The sequence below is a fragment of the Nonomuraea deserti genome, assembly GCF_004348685.1.
GTDB lineage: Bacteria > Actinomycetota > Actinomycetes > Streptosporangiales > Streptosporangiaceae > Nonomuraea > Nonomuraea deserti.
In genome coordinates, this window is the sequence record NZ_SMKO01000012.1 from 83,631 (window position 1) to 99,653 (window position 16,023).

Below are 16,023 nucleotides of genomic sequence, written 5' to 3' on the forward strand. Positions count from 1 at the left end.
GGACGCGGCCGTACGCCACCTGGCGCGGGTCATGCGTGTTCCGGGCTCGCCGGGAGGGCGATCCAGCCGGTACGTGCCTGCCAGTTCCGCCCGGATCGGAGGTGGGCCACGTACGCCCTGCGCAGGGAAGTGTCTTGCGGTAGCTCCGCGAGTTGGCTCCCGGTGACCGGCCCCGTCCGGCTCGGCCGGCCGAAGACGTATTCCAGCATGGAACCGTCCGCGAGATCCTCATCGCCGGGCGTCAGCGGCCGTAGGTCGAAGCGGCGGAGAAATCGCACGATGTTCGACCGTTCCGCGAGATATCCGGTGAGCTGCGGGTCGAGTAACCAGGAGTGACAGACGACGTGCGAGACCGGCTCGTCGGGGAAATGGCGGCCGAAGAACTTCTGGGCCTGGGCGAGCGATGCGTCGCAGGAAGCCGGGGACAGCGGCGCACCGGGCGGGATGTGCAGGTTCAGCAGGAATCCTGTCGTGCCGTCGGGGCGTTCGCCCCGGCCCCGGTCGTACTCCAACCGGCCGAGCCGGTACTCGGCCCCGCGGAACTTCAGCGGCGGACACCACTGCTCGAATCCTCCGACTCCACTGACCCCGTGCACGGAGCGGTGTTCGGCCATCATGGGCCCGAGGGCCGACAACGTCTCCCATGACGTCCGGCGGTCGATGCCGCGCCCGGCGTGGTAGCGCAGCGTCTCCGGCAGGACGGCGAGATAGAGCCAGACGTAGAGATGGAGCGCCACCGGGCCGGCACCGGCCGGAAACGCCGGGAAGCCGCGATAGCCGCCGGCCGGAAGCCCTGAACCCATGTGCGACGTCACGTCCTGGTGGCACCGTTCCAGGTGCCGCCACAGCTCCGGGTGGTTCTCGGGGTCGGGCCGCGCCGCCAGCGCTCCGTCCCGATCGGCAGGCAATGCACCCATCCGCTCCAGCAACCGCGCCGCTTCCGCGTTCGAGGGAAGTACGAGCATGTGATCCAACCTACGACGGATCGTCCGTCCGCGCCGCGGCAAGAAGTGCGTAAGGTCAGGCAGGCTGTCCCCCGCCGCGGGGAGCCCTCCCGGGGGTGCGTCTACCATCGCCGTGTGGACGAGCAGAGCAGGGCCGGCGAGGAGCTTCTGACGGCGCGGCTGTCGCTGCGGTGTCCCGCGCCGGAGGACATCGACGCGATCTTCAGCATCCACAACGACCCTGCCACCTGCCTGCACAACCCCTCCGACGCCCTGTCCCGGCGTGAGGAGGCCCGGCAGCTCTTCCAGCGCTGGAACGACCACTGGCAGCGCTGGGGTTTCGGGTACTGGGTGGTGCGGCGCCGCGGCTCGGACCGGCAGCTGGGTTTCTGCGGCACCAAGGCCATGGACCTGAACGGCATGAGGGTGCTCAACCTCTTCTACCGGTTCGAGGCCTCATCGTGGGGTCAAGGGCTGGCGGGTGAGGCCGCCGGGGCAGTGGTCGGATGGGTGTCCGTACGCGTGCCCGATCTGCCGCTCATCGCCCGCGTCCGGCCCGCCAACATCGCCTCCCAACGGGTGGCCGTACGCGCCGGCCTGGCGCGAGCCGAACACCTCGACACCGCCGGCGAGGACGGCTTGGACTGGATCTTCGCCACGAACCTGCCTCATCACCGGCCCTGACGACAGCCCGGGGGTCAACCGGGGGTCGGTCGCCTGCGCATGACGAACCCGGCGTGGTGGAGCACTCCGTCGATCAGCTCTCCGAAGGCCCAGAAGCCGGTGTCGTCGAGGTAGGTGATGCGGTCGTCGTGGACCCAGTATCTGCCTGTGTAGGCATCGGTCCGGCCGTGGCGTGTCTCGGTGTACCTGCCTTCGGGAAGCAGGTGCTGTGTCAGCTCCCGCGACTCGTCCACCCAGGCTCCGTGCCATCTCCGGAGCCCCCGGGCGGGGGTTCCGGCGGGGCGGGTGGGTTCGCCCTGCCACGCCTCGACATGTCCTTACACGACGACGGCGAGCAGGTCGTACGGCTGGGGGACCAGCATCTGCCTGATCCGGGACTCGCTCACGCGCTCCCGTGTGACGGCGAAGGTCGCCGGGTTGCCCGGGGTCAGGTCGTAGACGCCGCGCCGCTCCTCGGGGCGGGCGCGCAACGCGGTGTCCACCACCAGCGGCTGTGCTCCTCGTGAGGCCGTTCCGGCTGCGGGGGCGCCGGGCGGATGCGGGCGTACAGAAAGGATCGCGAGGCCGACGGCCAACGCGGCCGCCGCCGCGATCCACCAGCGGCGGCCGTCCTTCAGCGCTGAGGTGACCACGGTGGGCGCGTCGCTCATGAGCCCCACCCTCGACGAGGGCGTGGTGGGGGAGAAGGCCGCGGTTCTCCTGGGAGCGCCACACCCATGCTCGCGCCGATCGGATGGCCGCCGGGGTGGCGGCCGTTCTCCGCTCGCCCGCGCGTGAACCTGAGCGGCTTCCCGCCCGACTGTGCAGGGTGAGGGAAAGGGACGAGATGAGCGATGAGCTGCTGGTGGTCCGCGCTCAGCTGGGCGAGTGGGCCGCCTGGGCCGAACTGGTGGCCCGATGGCGGGTGCCGGTGTGGACCTACGTGCGGCGGATGCTCGATGCGGAGCGGGCCGACGATGTCACCCAGGAGATCTGGCTGGCCGTGGTCCGTGGCCTGCCGGGGCTGCGGGAGCCCGGCCGGTTCGCACCCTGGCTGTTCACGATCGCCCGCCGCTCGGTGACCGACCGCCTGCGCGGTGAGTACGCCAGGGAGAAGGAGAGCCTCACGACCGACGAGGCCTTGGTCGAGGACCCCGTCCAGGCCATGGCGGACCGCGCCGAGCTCATCGCCGCATTGGCCGGGCTGCCGGTCCTGGAGCGGGAGATCCTCGTCCTGTTCTACCTGGAGGACCTGTCGGTGGAGGAGTGCGCGCAGATCTGCCACGTCCCGCCCGGCACGGTCAAGTCCAGGCTCAATCGGGCTCGCCGGATGCTGCGGGAGCACCTGGAGGAAAGGGGATACCGGCCATGACCGAAGAGGGGCCGCGTCTGTCGGCCAGGGACATGATCGAGCGGCTCGAGCCGTCGCTGTCACCGTGGCGGCGCGTGCGCGCCGTGGCGGCGCTGCTGGCCGGGCTCGCCGGTGTGGTGTTCGTGACCGCGCTGTGGTGGAGCGAGCCGGGGCCGCTGCCCGGCCGTACGCATCTGGCGTTCGCGCTGCTCACCGTGTTCTGCCTGGCTTGGGCGGGCTACGGTACGTGGCTGCTGACGCGCAGGGTGCCGCTGTTCGCCACCGACCGGGTGATCGCCGGCTGGATCGCCCTGAGCGTGTCGCTGGTCACGACCGCGGGTTTGGCGGGCATCGCCGTGCAGCGCGATGCCGGCCTGGGCACCGCGCTGGGGGTGGGGGGCGGGTTCGTCGCGGCGGCGCTGGTGCTGGTCGTACGGGCGCACGCGCGCCGGGCCGAACTGCTGCGCCGCAGGCGCGAGCTGACCGGCGGGGAACAGGCGTGAACGGCTGCCGGCGTCGACGGGTCAGACCGCGTCGCAGTACGGGTTGCTCAGCGGCACGTTGCCGAACGAGTACATGTCAGCCAGGGCGAAGATGCCCTTCGCCGGCTGCCATCGCACGACCAGGCATCCCCCGCGCTTGGTCGCGGCCGCGAGGTTGCGGCCCACGGCGCCGCCGAAGCGGTCCAGGGCCCGCTTGCACAGGCTCGAGCCGTCGAATCCGCCGGTCTTCGCGGCGTCGCACAGCGCGTTCAGGTCCTTGACCTTCGCGTCGCCCTGGCTCAGGTACGCCTGATGAGCTGCCACCGTGCGTGCCCGGCTCAGATAGGCCGAGCACGCCACGATGCCGCAGTTGATCCGGATGGCCTGCCGGGTGGTGACGGAGTTCGGCCGGCCGGCGCCGGCCGTGAGGCCGGCGCTCGTCGTGGTGTCCGGCGCTGCTTGGGCCGTACCGCTCAGGAAACCGGCGGCCAGGACCGCACCCGTCCCGAGGAGGGCCATCTTGCTGATCTTCGAGGTGACCGTGCTGTTGCTCATGATGGTGACGGCGGGCCTGCTTGTCTGACGTGCGTAGCCCGGCCCGGTTGTCCGCCCGTGGGCATCCGCGTTCACCCCCCACCTTCGGCTCATCCGCCGCGAGAGTCTGTGGCGAAATACGCGTTGAGCCGTCCTTTACGGACTACGACCCCGGCGGGCCGTCGTAGCCGACATCGATGCCGCCGGCCAGCCAGCCGCCATCGATGGTGAGCACGCTGCCGGTGATGAACGACGCGTTCTCGCCGGCCAGGAACGCGACCAGGTTGGCGACCTCCTCGCTGCGCCCCGGCCGGCCCAGCGGAAAGCGGCTGGCGACGTCGAACTCCTCACCCATCTTCCTGGTGAGATCGTTGCTGGCGATGTAGCCCGGGCAGACGGCGTTGACCCGGATCCCGACCGGCCCCAGCTCCAGGGCGGCCGACTTGACCAGGCCGAGCACGCCGTGCTTGGACGCCGCGTACGCAGCCGACATCCGAACACCGGTGAGCCCGGCAGCCGACGAGGTGACCACGACCGACCCCCCGCCCACCTCGCGCATCGACCGGCCCGCCGCCTGCAGACCCAGCAGCACACCCCGCAGGTTCACCGCCATCGTGCGGTCCCACTCCTCCAGCGGGTAATCCAGAAGACCGCCCCAATGCCCCGTGGCGGCGTTGAGATGCGCGATGTGCACGGCCCCGTAACGGGCAACCGTCTCGCGGACCATCGCGTCGTTGTCCTCCGCCGACGCCACGTCGACCCGCAACCCGAACGCCTCACCGCCGGCCGCCACGATCTCGCAGGCCGTCCGCTCGACCTTCTCGAGAGTACGCCCGGCGCAGCACACCCGCGCCCCCAGCGCCGCCAACGTCACCGCGGTCGCCGCCCCGATGCCGGACCCGGCCCCGGTCACGACCGCAACCTTCCCGGCCAGCGAAAACCTGCCCTGCTCCGTCATGGTCATCGGTTGCTTCCTTTCGAACACGAGACGTCAACGACTCGCCCCTGGTGACGGAGCACGTCAGCCCGTCGTCCAGGGCCGGAGTTTGTCGGGATTCAGTACCGACCAGATGCGCTTGATCCGTTCGCCCACGACGTCGAACGCCAGCACCACCACGGTGACGCCGTCCTGCTGGGCCACCAGACCGGGCTGACCGTTGACCGTACGCTCCAGGATCGTCAGGCCGGGCTCCAGGCCGGCGACGGTGACGAAGGCGCGCGCGATCCGCTCGCCGCCTTCCAACGGGCGGAGCATGGCGCTGACCAGGCCGCCGCCGTCGGCGGTCCCCGTGGCGTCAGGGTCGAGCAGGCCGATGAGAGCGTCGATGTCCTTGGCTTGCCACGCCCTCTTGAAGTCCCTGACGATCCCGGCCTGCCGGGCCGCCGGAGCAGCGGGCGGCTGAGAGGCGCGAATGCGGCGGCGGGCCAGCCAGGCCAGCTGGCGGCAGGCCGCCGGCGTACGGCCGACGATCTCGGCCACCTCGGCGAAGGAGTAGCGGAAGACGTCGTGCAGGATGAACGCGACCCGCTCGGCCGGGGCCATCGCATCGAGCACGACGAGGAAGGCCATGTTGACCGACTCGTCGAGGGTGACCCGGTCGGCCGGGTCGGCCGTCATGCCGCCCGGCCGCCCGTCGCCCCACTCCCTGCGATCGGGCAACGGCTCCGGGATCCACTCGCCCACATAGCGCTCGCGCCGGGCCCGCGCCGAGCCGAGCAGGTCGAGGCAGATGCGGCTGGCGACCGTGGTGAACCAGGCGCCAGGCGATTCGATGGCCTCCCGCTGCCGCCGGGACATCGCGTACCAGCGGGCGTAGGTCTCCTGGACGACATCCTCAGCGTCGGCCAGCGAGCCGAGCATCCGGTAGGCCAGATTGATCAGCTGACGCCGCTCGCTCACGATCGCGCTCAGCCCCGGATCGAACCGGCCGTCATCTGGATCGGACGGGGTGCTCATGACGTCGCCGACTCCCTTGCTCGCAACCGCCCTCGCCGGGACAGCGCCCCTATCCGTGCTGGCCGGGCTGGTAGGCGCCGGCGGGCTGCTGGGTGATGATGTTCAGCCGGTTGACGGTGTTCATGATGGCGACGAGGGACACCAGGGCGGCGAGCTGGTCCTCGTCGTAGTGCTTGGCGGCGTTCGCCCAGGCCTCGTCGGTGACGCCGCCGGCCGCGTCGGCGACGCGGGTGCCCTGCTCGGCCAGCTCCAGCGCGGCCCGCTCGGCGTCGGTGAAGACCGTCGCCTCCCGCCACGCCGCGACCAGGTTGAGACGCACCGAGGTCTCCCCGCGGTGCGCGGCCTCCTTGGTGTGCATGTCGACGCAGACGCTGCAGCCGTTGATCTGGCTGACACGCAGCGCCACCAGCTCCTGCGTCGCGGCGGGCAGAGCCGAATCGTTCACGACCTTGCCCGCGGACAGGATGTGCTTCAGGAGCTTCGCCGCGATGGGGCTGCCGACGAAGTCGAGACGGGAGTTCATGCTGTTCTCCTTGCCGTGTTGGCTGTTACACCCCCACCGACGAAGCAGTCCGGCGAGATGTCACGGCCGACCGGATGTGACCTGCGTCTCCCACCCATGCCGCTGCGGGCCCGGCCCTGTCACCGTCGATGCGGCCGCTCGCGGCCGCATCGCGATCCGGAGAGGTCAGCCGGCGTCGCACGCCGTGGTGGCGGCATCGCCGGCGACGGGGTGCGGGCAGCAGGCGTCCCCGCGCCAGGCTTCGCGGCCTTCCTTGACCGCGACGGCGGCGATCGCCAGCGCGGCGAGCGGGTCGGCCCAGGACCAGCCGAGCAGGCTGTTGAGCGCCAGGCCCGCCAGCAACACCGCCGACAGGTAGGTGCACAGCAGGGTCTGCCTGGAGTCGGCCACCGCGGAGGCGGACCCGAGTTCGCGGCCGGCGTGGCGCTGCGCGTACGACAGGAACGGCATGATCACGAGCGAGAGGGCGGCCAGGATCAGGCCGGGGGTGGAGTGCCCGGCCTCGCCGACGCCCAGCAGCGCCCGGACGGCGTCGAAGGTGACGTAGGCGGCCAGGGCGAAGAACGAGAGCGCGATGACGCGCAGCGCTGTCTTCTCCCGTGCCTCGTGGTCGGTGGCGGAGAACTGCCAGGCGACCGCGGCGGCCGAGGCGACTTCGACGACGGAGTCGAGGCCGAACCCGATCAGCGCGGCCGAGGAGGCGATGCTGCCGGCGGTGATGGCCACGGCGGCTTCGATCACGTTGTAGGTGATGGTGGCTGCGACCAGCAGCCGGATGCGGCGCCGCAGTGACGCCCGCCGGTCAGGGGTGGGCAGGTTGAGCGCCGTCATGCCATGACGTCCCCTGCATCGAGCGCGGCGCCGGGAGCGGGGCAGAGCGTCACCGCGTGGCCGGTGGCTGCCAGCAACTGCTCGGCCGAGGCCAGCAGGTCCATCAGCTCGGGCCGGGTCAGGGAGTAGAACGACTGCCGCCCTTCGGGGCGGTAGTCGATCAGGCCGCAGTCACGCAGGCAGGCCAGGTGCTTGGACACCGTGGACTGCGCCAGCCCGAGCTCGGCGGTCAGGTCGACCACGCGGGCCTCGCCGCGGGCGAGTCGGGCCACGATGCGCAGCCGGGTTTCGTCGGCCAGGGAGTGGAACAGCGCGGCCGCCGGGGGGACGCCGGCGGCGATGTCGGCGCTGACGCACAGGTCGGATATCCGATTGATCGCCATATGGCGATGATATCCCGGAACCGTCGAAGCCGTAACATCCAGAATGTTCCAGGACGCGTACAGCTCGCTCGACCCGCACATGCGAGTGGAGACCCCGGCCCCCGCGCTCGACGCGCTCGACGCGCTCAGCGTGGCAGGTGGAACGGACGGCGCCGTCGCGGCGGTTCAGTCGGCGGATCGCCGCAGGGCGGAGTGGAAGCGCGTGGCCAGATGGATGACGGCCGTTTCGCGGCGGCGTTATCCAGGGGCTGCTGGTTGACCTCGTTGCATCGGTATTCGAGTTCGACGAAGCGGTTGCCGATCAGGGTGTAGACCGAGGCTTGTCGCCCTGGCGTTCGTACCAGGCGACCCTGGAGTCGAACCTCTTCCTCGCCTCCGCCTGGCCGTCGGGGAACTCCTCGACGGAGAGGGTGAGCGGACCGTCGCTGCTGGGGTCGAGGTGCCAGAGGCACTCCGCGTCCTGCCGGAAGCGGTTCCCCTACCGAGAACGCTCGGCTCATCGATGTGGCGCCGCAGGAGGGCGGCGATCTCGGAGGCCGGGAGGATCCCGCAGCCGGCGGTGCGCGTCACGGCCGCGGAGTCCTCGGCCATCTCCGCGGCGATCAGAGTGGCCACCTGGTTCGCGCCGTTCAGCACGTCGTCTTCGAGACAAGTGATCACGCTTGGGCCGCACATCAGACGCCAAACCGATATGGGAACGGTCCAAGAAGACCTACTGCCATCAATACGATCGATCCAGATCATGCCTCTCACCCAGGAGTGTCCCTGTGCGTATCGGATCTCTGCTGACTGCCGCCGCCCTGTTAGCCACGTCCGCGGCCGTCGCCTCCCAGCCCGCGTACGCGGCCGGCCCCGCCATCCAGATCACCAAGATCTACTACGACTCGCCGGGTTCGCCGGACTTCGGTGCGAACAGCAGCCTGAACGGCGAGTACGTGCAGATCAAGAACACCACCAGGAAGCCCGTCACCATCACCGGCTGGACCCTCCGGGACCGGACGAAGCGGTCAGACCACGTCTACACCTTCAGCAGGTTCACCCTCAGGGCCGGTAAAACGGTCACCCTGCGGACCGGCAGGGGCAGGAGCACCGCCACCACCCGCTACTGGGGCAGGAGCGGGGGAACCCTGGCCTACATCTGGAACCAGACCAGCGACACCGCCTACCTGCGGAACGCGTCCGGGAAGCTGGTCGACTCGTGTTCGTACAACTCGACACGGCAGGCCTACAGAATCTGCTGATCTGACCCCCTGCCCGGAAGGGCGCAAGGCGCGGCGTGCCGACGGTGCCCCGTTCGGCGTCGGGCATCTCGTCGAGGTCCTCGACGGCCGGTCCGCTGGTGAACGTCGACGCGTCCGTGCGCAGCATCGTCACCTGGCTCGACAGGAACACCTGAGGCTGTGGGCGTGTCCTGTTTGGGAACCGGTGTCCGGTGGTTACCGTGAAGATGCGTTCCGGACCGTGTGCAGTCGGGTCCGCTCCTCCTGCGAATGCTTTGTACGGCGACAGAAGGAGCTGCGTGCATGGACACGGTGACCTCGCAGGCCGGCCAGGTGCGCGAGCTGATCGACCGGCACCTGGCGCGCCTGCTGGACGAGCAGGTGGGGCGGCTCGACTTCCTGGACGGCCCGGACGTCGACCTCGTACGCGAGTTCCTGGTGGCGTTCGTCCTGGAGGGCGGCAAGAGGTTGCGGCCCGCGTTCGTCTACTGGGGGTACCGGGCCGCCGGTGGCGGGCGGCCTGAGGAGGTGCTGCCCGCGGCGTGCGCCATGGAGCTCGTCCACGCCGCGGCGCTGCTGCTCGACGACGTGATGGACGAGGCGGGCACGCGGCGCGGCCGGCCGGCGGCACACGTGGCGCTGGCCGGCCTGCACCGGCGATCGGGACGGCGGGGCGACGCCGGCCGGTTCGGGGAGTCGGCTGCGACCCTGCTGGCGCTGCTGGCCCTGAGCTGGGCCGATGCGGTCCTGCTCGAGACGGGTCCGCGGCTGGAGGCCGCGCTCGACGTCCTCACCCGGCTGCGCGTGGAAGCGATCGGCGGGCAGTACCTCGACCTGGCCCGCACGCCCGGCACCCGGGCCGGCGACGAGGAGGCCCGGCTCATCTCCCTCTACAAGTCGGGCAAGTACACCGTGGAGCGGCCCCTGCACCTCGGGCACGCCGTCGCGGGCGGCTGCCCGCGGACGCTCCGGCTGCTGAGCGCGTACGCGCTGCCGCTGGGGGAGGCGTTCCAGATCAGGGACGACATCAGCGGCGTGTTCGGCGACCCGGCGAAAACCGGCAAGCCCGCCGGGGCCGACCTGCTCCAAGGCAAGGCGACCTACCTGCTCGCCGCCGCCCGCCGGCGGACCGGGAGCCCGATCCTGGACGACGTCACCGATCAGCGCGGCGTGGCGGCGGCGCGCGCCCTGATCGTCGACTGCGGCGCGCTGGACGCGGCGGAGCGACGCATCGCCGCTCTCGCCGGCGAGGCGGTCGCGGCGTTGGACCGGCCGCCCGGCATCCCGCCCGAGGCCAGGCAGGCTCTGGTCGAGCTGGCGACCCTGTGCGCCGCGGGAGCCCCCGAATGAGCCCTCGGACGAGCCCTGTCGTGGTCGTCGGAGCGGGCCTGGGCGGCCTGGCGGCAGCCGTCCACCTGGCCGCGGCCGGCCGGGAGGTCACCGTGGTCGAGGCTCTCGACGAGCCCGGGGGGTGCTGCGGCACCGCCCGCGTCGGGGCGTACCGTTTCGACACCGGCCCGTCCGTGCTGACCATGCCCGGCGTGCTCGCCGAGGTCTTCGGTGCGGCAGGGGAGGAGCTGCGGCGCTGGTTGCCGCTGCGCCGCCTCGAACCGTCGTACCGGCTCGTCTTCGACGACGGGTCGCGACTGGACGTGCTGCCGGAGCGCGAGGCGATGGCCGAGCAGGTGCGGACGGTGTGCGGGCCCGCGGAGGCGGCGCGCTACGAGCGCTACCGGCGGCTGCTCGACGAGCTCTTCCGGATCGAGTGGCCGACGTTCATCGACGCCGACATGACCAGGTTGCGCGGCCTGGCACGGCCGGCCGCGCTGCTCCGGCTGGCCGCCCTGGGCGGCTTCCGCCGGCTGGATCGGCTGGCGGCCCGCCATCTGACGGACCCGCGGCTGATCAAGGCGCACACGTTCCAGGCGCTGTACGTGGGCCTGTCGCCGCGGCACGCGCTGGGCATCTACGCCGTGATCGCGCACATGGACACCGTCGGCGGCGTGTTCTTCCCCGAGCGCGGCGGCATGCATGCGATACCGGCCGCCATGGCGGCCCTGCTGGAGAAGCTGGGCGCGGGCATCCGCTACGGCGTGCGCGCTTCCAAGGTCGAGACGGACGGCGGCGGCGTCACCGGAGTCCTGCTCGCCGACGGCGGACGGCTGCCCGCCACGCAGGTGGTCGTGGCCTGCGACCGGCTGGCGGCCCGGAGGCTGCTGCCCGCCCGGGCGGACGATTGGCGGCTGCGCCGTCCCCGCCACTCCCCTTCCTGCCTGGTGATGCACGCCGGCCTGGACCGCCCGCCGGCCGATCAGGCGCACCACACGCTGCACTTCGGCCGCGCCTGGCGGGAGACGTTCACCGCGTTGGCGGCGGGCCGGCCGCAGCCGGACCCGAGCCTGCTGGTCACCTGTCCCGAGCCGGACGGCGAAGCGGCGCCCGACGGGCACGCCACGCTCAGCGTCCTCGAACCTGCGCCCAACCTGCGGCGTGCCGCCGACTGGGACCGGCTGCGCCCGGAAATGGAGGCGCGGCTGCTCGGCCGCCTGGCCACGCTCGGCTACGGCGACCTCGCGGGCGCGCCCCGGATGGTGGTGGACCCGCCCGCCTGGGCGGCGCGCGGGCACAGCGCGGGCACGCCGTTCGCGCTCGACCACCGCTTCACCCAGACGGCCTGGCTGCGCCCCTCCGCCGTCACCCGGCGGGTGCCCGGGCTGCACTTCGCCGGCATGTACACCGCGCCCGGTGTCGGGGTGCCCCCGGTGCTGATCTCCGGCCGGCTCGCCGCCGAACGCATCCTCAAGGAGGCCCGGTGACGCTCACCGCCAGCTACGAACGGTGCCGGCGGCTCCACGCCCGGTACGGCCGCTCCTACTACCTGGCCACCCGGCTGCTGCCGCAGTGGAAGCGGCGGCACGTGCACGCCCTGTACGGTTTCGCCCGGTACGCCGACGAGATCGTCGACTCGTTCACCATGACCGCCGACCGGTCCCGCGCGCTCGACGCCCTGTCCTCCAGGGTCGAGGCCGGGCTCACCGGAGCCAAGCCGGACGATCCGGTGCTGCCGGCGCTGCTGCACACCGTGAACTCCTTCGGCATCGACCACGGCGACATCGGCGCCTTCCTCGCCTCGATGCGCGCGGACCTGTCGGTGACCCGGTACGCGACCTACGACGACCTGCTCGGCTACATGGCCGGATCGGCCGCCGCCATCGGCACGATGATGCTGCCGGTGCTGGAGCCGGCGCCCGGCTGCGAGGAGGCGGCCCGCGAGCCCGCCCGCCAGCTCGGCCTGGCCTTCCAGCTCACCAACTTCCTGCGTGACGTCGGCGAGGACTTCGCCCGTGGCCGGGTCTACCTGCCGATGGAGGACCTCGACAAGTTCGGCGTCGAGCCGGGCGAGCTGGGCGCCGCCCGCACCGGACGGGCCGTACGGCAGCTGCTGGCCTTCGAGGCCGGGCGCGCCCGCGACCACTACCGCGCCGCCGCCGGCGGCATCGGCCTGCTCGTCGCCTCGTCCCGGCCGTGCGTGCGCGCCGCCGTCGATCTCTACGGCGGCATCCTCGCCGAGATCGAGCGCGGCGGGTTCGAGGTCCTGGCCGGCCGCGTACGGGTGCCGCGCCGGCGTCAGGCGGCCGTGTTCGCCCGCCACCTGCTGGCCTCCGCCGAGGCGGGCAGGACCGAGCGCCGCGTCCGCGTGGAGCTTCCGTGACAGCCGTGCGACCCGTGGTCCTGGACGCGATGGGCGGCGACCACGGACCGGCGGAGACGGTCGCCGGCGCGGTGGCGGCGTGGCGCGCCCACGGGGTGCCGGTCATCCTGGTCGGCGACGAACCGCGCGTGACCGGTGAACTGCGCAGGCACGGCGCCACGGGCGAGATCGCGGTGGCGCACGCCGACGACGCCGTCCCGATGGGCGAGCGCGGGGCGGCCGCCACGGCGCTGGCGACCTCCAGTCTCGCGGTCGGCTGCGAGCTGGTCGGCCGGGGCCGCGGCGGGGCGCTGGTGTCCGCGGGATCCACCGGTGCGGTGGTGTCCTGCGCGGTGCGCGGCATCGGCCGGTCCGGCGTGCTGCGGCCCGCGCTGGCCGTGGCGCTGCCGTCGCTGCGGGGTGGCGCGACCGTGCTGGTGGACGCCGGAGCCACAGCCGATCCGAGCCCGGCCATGATGGCTCAGTTCGCGCTGCTGGGCGCCGGGTACGCGCGAGCCGTGCTCGGCCGCCCCGACCCGGTCGTGGGATTGCTGTCGATCGGGTCGGAGCCGGGCAAGGGCAACCGGCTGACCCGCCAGGCCGGGGAGCTGCTCGCCGCCCTGCCGCTGCGCTTCCACGGCAACGTCGAAGGCCACGACGTGCTGGCCGGCACCGTGGACGTGATCGTCACCGACGGCTTCACCGGCAACGTCGTGCTGAAGAACGTCGAGGGATGCGTACGCGCGGCGCTGGCCATGGTCGCCCACGCCGGCATCGCCTCCTCGCAGCAGCTCGCAGGAGTGGCCCGCCGCTACGACCCGGAGACCCATGGCGGCGCCGCCCTGCTCGGCCTGCGCGGCACCGTCGTCGTCGCGCACGGCTCCTCGCCGGCCGCCACGATCACCCGGGCGTGCGTGGTGGCGTACGCGCTGGCGGGGCGGGAACCGGCGACCGGCATCGCGGCAACGGCGGCGGAGCGGGTGACGTGACCCGCTCAGCGCAGCGGGTCGGCGCCATCCCAGGTTCCCTCGCTGGCGTAGGGGGTGAAGCGGGCGAACAGCTCCTCGGCGTACCAGTTGTGCGCCCGTACGCGCTGGATGACCCGCCGATGTGCCCCGTCCCGGTAGGCGAAGGCGCGCACCGCCTCCTGGTCCCGCCACAACGAGAAGGTAGCCTGCCGGGCCAGCGGCCACTCCCCCATGCCGATCGAGCCCAGGCAGCCGTCCTGCCGCCGCAGCAGGTCGTCGACCGGCGGCACCGACCGGTAGAAGGCGACCAGGCGGCCGGGCCGGATGGACGCCCGGGTGAGCACCGCCACCGGCCCTCTCCCGCCGCCGGGGCGGGCGGCCATGCCGTCGAACGGGTCGCGGCCGGCCCAGGCGCCGCGCGAGGCCAACGGGGCCAGCCGCACGTGCCAGCTCTCGTACGCCTCCGCGCGCCAGCGGGCGGCGATCGGCGAGGCGCGCAGGAACTCCTCCAGGTCGTCCTCGCCGCGCCAGACCGCGAACAGCGCCCACCGACGCAGATCGGCTCCCAGCGACATGGAGCGGCCCCGGCCGGTGCCGAGCAGCCGCCAGAACAGCAGCCCGCCGGCGCCCCGCAGCAGCGGCCGGTCGAAGGCCACGTGCTTCATGGCGCCCGCGCTGTCATACCGGACGAGGTGGAACGAGGCGATGGTCGAGGTGCTCGTGGCGGTCACCGCCGGCTACCTGCTCGGCTCGGTGCCGGTCGCGGTCATGGTGGCGGGCGGGCACGGTGTCGATCCGCGCGACGCCGGCGACCGCAACCCGGGGTACTGGAACGTCAAGGAGCAGCTCGGCCGGCGGGCGGCCGTGCCGGTGTTCGCCGGCGACACCCTGAAGGGCACGCTGGCGGCCCTGGCGGGGCTGCTGGTCAGCGGCGGCCACACCACCGCGCTCGGCGTGGTGACGGGAGCGAGCGTGGCGCCGGTGTACCTGGCGGTGGCGGCGGCCATGGCCGGGCACGCGTGGCCGGTCTTCGCCGCCTTCCGGGGCGGCCGCTCCGTCCTCACCTTCGCCGGCGGCGTCGCGGTCATCTGCCCGCCGGCGTTCGTGCTGGCGGTGGCCGCGCTGCTCGTGACGGCGCTGGCGCTGCGCTCGTTCGCCGCGGGGGCGCGCCTGGCGGTGTTCGGCGTGCCGGTGCTGCAACTGCTGTTCGCGCCCGCGGAGGTGGTGGCGGCCACCGGCGGGCTGATGTGCCTCATCGGGCTGCGCTTCGGCCAGGCCGCGCTGGCCGCCCGCCGCCGCTGACCTCCGGGTACGTCCGGCCCTGCCGCGCTGGCCGCCCGCCGCCGCTGGCCTCCGGGTACGTCCGGCCACGCCACGCCCGGACGGGCCGCAGCGTGGCCTGGGTCAGCCGGAACGCGGACGCCGGATCGAGCAGCGGCGACAGCAGCACGCCCGCGCCCGGTTCGCGGTAGCTGCCCCGCAACGCCTTCGCCAGCAGCAGCCGCATCCCCAGCAGCGCCACGTCCAGCGCGGCCGGACGGCCGGCGGCCAGCCGGAGCACGGGCAGCGCCCCGGTCAGCCAGACGACGGCCAGGTCGGCCGCCTGCCGGACGGGCTCGGTCACGTCCCGCAGCGGCAGCGAACGGCCCCACTCCCGCCACAGCTCGCGGACCGAGTCGTGCATGTCCACCTCCAGCAGGCCGCCCGCGTCCAGGAAGCCCACCTGCCAGCCTCGCCCGGCCAGGCAGCGGGCCAGCGCCACATCGTCGGTCATCCGATCACGTACCCGCGCGAACCCATCGACTTCGGTCATCCGGGCCCGCCGGAAGGCCATGCACTGGCCGTTGGCGACGACGCGGTGCGGCGGCGGCGGGCTCGGCGGGCCGATGGGCCCGAACCGGTAGACCAGCGTGGCCAGCATGGAAGCGTGCAGCGCCTGTTCCAGTACGCCGTCGCAGACGAACCGGGGACCGGCGCTCACCAGGTCGTACCGCTCCAAGGCGGCTGCCAACGCGCCGAACAGGCCGGGCGCGGGCCGGGCGTCGGCGTCGAGTGTCACCACGACCTCGCCGCCGGCGGCGGCCATCCCCTGGCGCAGCGCCCACTGCTTGCCCACCCACCCCGCGGGCAGCGGTCCGGCGGTGACGACCTTGGCTCCCAGTGACGCGGCCACCTGGGCCGTGCCGTCGCGGGAGCCGTCGTCGACGACGATCACCTCGGTCACGGCGGGGGCCTCCTGCACGGCGCGCAGGCATGGCCCGATCCTGGCCGCCTCGTCGCGGGCGGGGATCACCACGGAGATCGTCATGCCCGCGTCCAGGCGGGGCCGGAGCTGCGGCAGCCGCCGCCGGCCGCGCGCCAGCCTGGCGACGACGACCGCCGCCGCCACGCCCTGCGCCGCGGTGAGCGGCCTCACCACGCACTCCCTACGGCTACGAGCGGCCTCAGCACGCACTCCCTACGGCTGCGGGCGGCC

At 72.8% G+C, this 16,023-nt stretch carries 21 protein-coding genes; 10 read left to right on the plus strand and 11 right to left on the minus strand.

What is annotated here, in order from left to right:
- Nucleotides 1-29: 29 nt before the first annotated feature.
- Complete coding sequence (locus E1292_RS07835; protein ID WP_132593510.1) at nucleotides 30-965, minus strand: acyltransferase domain-containing protein; 936 nt, start codon at nucleotides 963-965, stop codon at nucleotides 30-32.
- A 114-nt stretch (nucleotides 966-1,079) separates the two neighbouring features.
- Between E1292_RS07835 and E1292_RS07840 the strand changes: the two genes are divergently transcribed.
- Nucleotides 1,080-1,628 carry a GNAT family N-acetyltransferase gene (locus E1292_RS07840; protein WP_132593511.1) on the plus strand — a complete coding sequence of 183 codons (549 nt, stop codon included), beginning with the start codon at nucleotides 1,080-1,082 and terminating at the stop codon, nucleotides 1,626-1,628.
- 14 nt (nucleotides 1,629-1,642) lie between these two features.
- On the opposite strand, the gene E1292_RS07845 is transcribed toward E1292_RS07840, so the two are convergent.
- Nucleotides 1,643-1,861 (minus strand): Atu4866 domain-containing protein, encoded by a 219-nt coding sequence (locus E1292_RS07845; protein ID WP_132593513.1) that lies wholly within the window; start codon nucleotides 1,859-1,861, stop codon nucleotides 1,643-1,645.
- Nucleotides 1,862-1,945: 84 nt separating this feature from the next.
- Nucleotides 1,946-2,278, minus strand: coding sequence for a hypothetical protein (locus E1292_RS07850; protein WP_132593515.1), 333 nt, complete (start codon nucleotides 2,276-2,278; stop codon nucleotides 1,946-1,948).
- Nucleotides 2,279-2,454: 176 nt separating this feature from the next.
- Here E1292_RS07850 and E1292_RS07855 point away from each other — a divergent pair, with 176 nt between their 5' ends.
- Nucleotides 2,455-2,979, plus strand: a complete 525-nt coding sequence (locus E1292_RS07855) for an RNA polymerase sigma factor (protein WP_132593517.1) — start codon at nucleotides 2,455-2,457, stop codon at nucleotides 2,977-2,979.
- The gene (locus E1292_RS07860) at nucleotides 2,976-3,461 is read left to right on the plus strand and encodes a hypothetical protein (protein ID WP_132593519.1); all 486 of its coding nucleotides are present in this window, start codon (nucleotides 2,976-2,978) and stop codon (nucleotides 3,459-3,461) included. Before E1292_RS07855 ends, E1292_RS07860 begins: the two co-directional genes overlap by 4 nt.
- Nucleotides 3,462-3,482: 21 nt before the next feature.
- Here E1292_RS07860 and E1292_RS07865 read toward each other — a convergent pair whose 3' ends face one another.
- The 6 genes from E1292_RS07865 to E1292_RS07890 form a co-directional block, all read right to left on the minus strand.
- The gene (locus E1292_RS07865) at nucleotides 3,483-3,995 is read right to left on the minus strand and encodes a hypothetical protein (protein WP_132593521.1); all 513 of its coding nucleotides are present in this window, start codon (nucleotides 3,993-3,995) and stop codon (nucleotides 3,483-3,485) included.
- A gap of 142 nt (nucleotides 3,996-4,137) precedes the next feature.
- Nucleotides 4,138-4,938, minus strand: coding sequence for an SDR family NAD(P)-dependent oxidoreductase (locus E1292_RS07870; RefSeq protein ID WP_132593523.1), 801 nt, complete (start codon nucleotides 4,936-4,938; stop codon nucleotides 4,138-4,140).
- A gap of 57 nt (nucleotides 4,939-4,995) precedes the next feature.
- Complete coding sequence (gene sigJ, locus E1292_RS07875; protein WP_132593525.1) at nucleotides 4,996-5,931, minus strand: RNA polymerase sigma factor SigJ; 936 nt, start codon at nucleotides 5,929-5,931, stop codon at nucleotides 4,996-4,998.
- A gap of 49 nt (nucleotides 5,932-5,980) precedes the next feature.
- Complete coding sequence (locus E1292_RS07880) at nucleotides 5,981-6,454, minus strand: carboxymuconolactone decarboxylase family protein (protein WP_132593527.1); 474 nt, start codon at nucleotides 6,452-6,454, stop codon at nucleotides 5,981-5,983.
- A gap of 165 nt (nucleotides 6,455-6,619) precedes the next feature.
- Entirely contained in the window at nucleotides 6,620-7,285 is a 666-nt protein-coding gene (locus tag E1292_RS07885) for a cation efflux transmembrane domain-containing protein (RefSeq protein WP_132593529.1), read from the minus strand.
- The gene (locus E1292_RS07890) at nucleotides 7,282-7,668 is read right to left on the minus strand and encodes an ArsR/SmtB family transcription factor (protein ID WP_132593531.1); all 387 of its coding nucleotides are present in this window, start codon (nucleotides 7,666-7,668) and stop codon (nucleotides 7,282-7,284) included. Before E1292_RS07890 ends, E1292_RS07885 begins: the two co-directional genes overlap by 4 nt.
- Before the next feature lie 43 nt (nucleotides 7,669-7,711).
- Between E1292_RS07890 and E1292_RS07895 the strand changes: the two genes are divergently transcribed.
- From E1292_RS07895 to plsX, 6 genes are all read left to right on the plus strand, one after another.
- Nucleotides 7,712-7,927 (plus strand): hypothetical protein, encoded by a 216-nt coding sequence (locus E1292_RS07895; protein ID WP_132593533.1) that lies wholly within the window; start codon nucleotides 7,712-7,714, stop codon nucleotides 7,925-7,927.
- A 508-nt stretch (nucleotides 7,928-8,435) separates the two neighbouring features.
- Nucleotides 8,436-8,909, plus strand: a complete 474-nt coding sequence (locus tag E1292_RS07900; RefSeq protein WP_246089988.1) for a lamin tail domain-containing protein — start codon at nucleotides 8,436-8,438, stop codon at nucleotides 8,907-8,909.
- A gap of 282 nt (nucleotides 8,910-9,191) precedes the next feature.
- The gene (locus E1292_RS07905) at nucleotides 9,192-10,238 is read left to right on the plus strand and encodes a polyprenyl synthetase family protein (RefSeq protein WP_132593535.1); all 1,047 of its coding nucleotides are present in this window, start codon (nucleotides 9,192-9,194) and stop codon (nucleotides 10,236-10,238) included.
- Nucleotides 10,235-11,704, plus strand: a complete 1,470-nt coding sequence (locus E1292_RS07910; protein WP_132593537.1) for a phytoene desaturase family protein — start codon at nucleotides 10,235-10,237, stop codon at nucleotides 11,702-11,704. The genes E1292_RS07905 and E1292_RS07910 overlap by 4 nt, the downstream gene beginning before the upstream one ends.
- Entirely contained in the window at nucleotides 11,701-12,600 is a 900-nt protein-coding gene (locus tag E1292_RS07915) for a phytoene/squalene synthase family protein (RefSeq protein WP_132593539.1), read from the plus strand. Before E1292_RS07910 ends, E1292_RS07915 begins: the two co-directional genes overlap by 4 nt.
- Complete coding sequence (gene plsX / locus E1292_RS07920; protein ID WP_246089989.1) at nucleotides 12,597-13,568, plus strand: phosphate acyltransferase PlsX; 972 nt, start codon at nucleotides 12,597-12,599, stop codon at nucleotides 13,566-13,568. Before E1292_RS07915 ends, plsX begins: the two co-directional genes overlap by 4 nt.
- 5 nt (nucleotides 13,569-13,573) lie before the next feature.
- On the opposite strand, the gene E1292_RS07925 is transcribed toward plsX, so the two are convergent.
- Nucleotides 13,574-14,278 (minus strand): spheroidene monooxygenase, encoded by a 705-nt coding sequence (locus tag E1292_RS07925; protein WP_246089990.1) that lies wholly within the window; start codon nucleotides 14,276-14,278, stop codon nucleotides 13,574-13,576.
- Here E1292_RS07925 and E1292_RS07930 point away from each other — a divergent pair.
- Complete coding sequence (locus E1292_RS07930) at nucleotides 14,253-14,849, plus strand: glycerol-3-phosphate acyltransferase (RefSeq protein WP_132593541.1); 597 nt, start codon at nucleotides 14,253-14,255, stop codon at nucleotides 14,847-14,849. The genes E1292_RS07925 and E1292_RS07930 overlap by 26 nt on opposite strands.
- On the opposite strand, the gene E1292_RS07935 is transcribed toward E1292_RS07930, so the two are convergent.
- Entirely contained in the window at nucleotides 14,800-15,963 is a 1,164-nt protein-coding gene (locus E1292_RS07935) for a glycosyltransferase family 2 protein (protein WP_246089991.1), read from the minus strand. The genes E1292_RS07930 and E1292_RS07935 overlap by 50 nt on opposite strands.
- Nucleotides 15,964-16,023: the final 60 nt, after the last annotated feature.